General features: G+C 58.0%; 3 protein-coding genes. All 3 read right to left on the reverse strand.

Annotated elements, in window-relative coordinates; all coding sequences use genetic code 11:
- Nucleotides 1-27: 27 nt before the first annotated feature.
- Nucleotides 28-555, reverse strand: coding sequence for an anthrone oxygenase family protein (locus Q0510_RS20485; RefSeq protein ID WP_298715812.1), 528 nt, complete (start codon nucleotides 553-555; stop codon nucleotides 28-30).
- Nucleotides 518-1,156 (reverse strand): NAD(P)-dependent oxidoreductase, encoded by a 639-nt coding sequence (locus Q0510_RS20490; protein WP_298715814.1) that lies wholly within the window; start codon nucleotides 1,154-1,156, stop codon nucleotides 518-520. Before Q0510_RS20490 ends, Q0510_RS20485 begins: the two co-directional genes overlap by 38 nt.
- Nucleotides 1,157-1,235: 79 nt before the next feature.
- Nucleotides 1,236-1,679 (reverse strand): helix-turn-helix transcriptional regulator (locus Q0510_RS20495; protein WP_298715816.1); only part of this gene is annotated, 444 nt, incomplete at its 5' end.

A 1,679-nucleotide genomic window follows, 5' to 3' on the forward strand; every position in this document is an offset into this window, starting at 1 on the left:
AAACGAATTTCCTCCCGCAAAAGTTCACTACTTCAGCTTCAGCATCGCCCAGACCGACAATATCGCCGACACGACAGACGCCGCGGTCCGCACAACATTCCACCGGTTCCAGGGCCCCTCGAACCGCAGCCGCCATTCTTTCAAAGTGCTCTCCCCTGCCGTGGCAAGATCCTGCTTGTCGAGCCATTCGTTCAGCGGCACATTACACACCACCGTTACCCCGAACACGCCGATAATATAAACGGCTCCCGCCGCAGCAAGCGCCCACCAGGCCCCGCCCGCCGGTGGCGAATATTGCTGCCAGGCGCTGAAAGGCAACAAAAACACCGGCGCCATGAATACGATGAAGAACCAGGGATTTAAAATCGCCCGGTTGATGGACTGGTATGCCGCCAGGTACGCCGAATCCTTTACCCGCGCCAGCCCCGGAACCACGGACACCGCGTAGGCGTAAAAGATCCCGGCCGACAGGCAAGTGAGGATCACAGCCGCCAGCAAGATAATGCCGGGGAAACCATCAGTAAGAGACACCGGGTGTTTGTCTGAGATATGCATGAGATTTGATTTGTTGTAACATAAAATGCGCAACATCGGCGCGTGAAACCTTTACATGGATCTTATTATCATCCGGCGCGAACCCATGGCGGTAATTCTCCGTCAGCGGCCCGTCGGTCAGGTTCCCCGGGCGAACGATCACCCAATCCAGCCCGCTGTTGCGGACGTGCGTTTCCTGCAAGGCGTGATCCGCGAAGCCTTTCTTCAAAATAAACGGTACGATGATATGGCGGAATACGAATGGCGTGCGGCGCAGCGTGGCTTTGCTGTCGCCATACCCCAGCGAAGTCTGCACCACCAGCCGGCGGATGCCCGCATGCTGCATGGCTTTGATAATATTGAGCGTTCCCTGCGAACGGATCGTACCGATTTTGTTGGCCGGCGAACCCAGGGCAGACAGCACGGCGTCGTGCCCTTTCACCGCTTCCCGCACCGCAGATTCGTCTAGCGCGTCGCCGGATAATTTGGTGAGCAGCGGATGGTCGATTTGCAGGGAAGCCGGGTTGCGGACGAAGGCTGTTACGCGGTGGCCGGCTTCAAGGGCTTGTTGGGTAAGGAGGCGTCCGGTTGCGCCGCTGGCGCCGAAGATGATGAGTTGCATGGGTGATAATTTTCAACAAAGCTACCGCGGGCGCCTTGGGAGAAATAGAACAAAACCGACAAAATCGGGAACGGGAATGTTAGCGGGACAAAACCGCGTTGGGGTTATGGCTCACAGGGCCGGCTTCCTGGAATTTCAGGGGGCTGCAGCCCGCAAATTCGCGGAACGTGCGGATGAAGTGGGATTGGTCCGCATAATCGTTGCTGTACGCCAGATCCGACAGTTTATCAAACTGCTTGTCGCGCAGCTGCTGCAACGAGGCCTGGAACTGCGCGATGCGGGCGAAAAGCTTGGGGCTCATGCCGGTGTATTGTTTGAAGCGGCGTTCGAAACTTCTTTCGGTGATGCGCAGCTCATCCCGCAAATCTCTCAGCGAAAGTGCGCCTTGGGTTTCCTGGAGGCGGCTGAGCGCGGCTTCCAGCATCGGGTCTTCCTCCCGGCGGTTACGGTCGAGCTGTCCGGAAACAAATGCGAAAAGGCCCTGCAGGTGCGCTTCTCCCGGCGAAGGCCCGTCGGCAATATC

Origin of the sequence: uncultured Chitinophaga sp. (genome assembly GCF_937874145.1) — a bacterium.
GTDB lineage: Bacteria > Bacteroidota > Bacteroidia > Chitinophagales > Chitinophagaceae > Chitinophaga.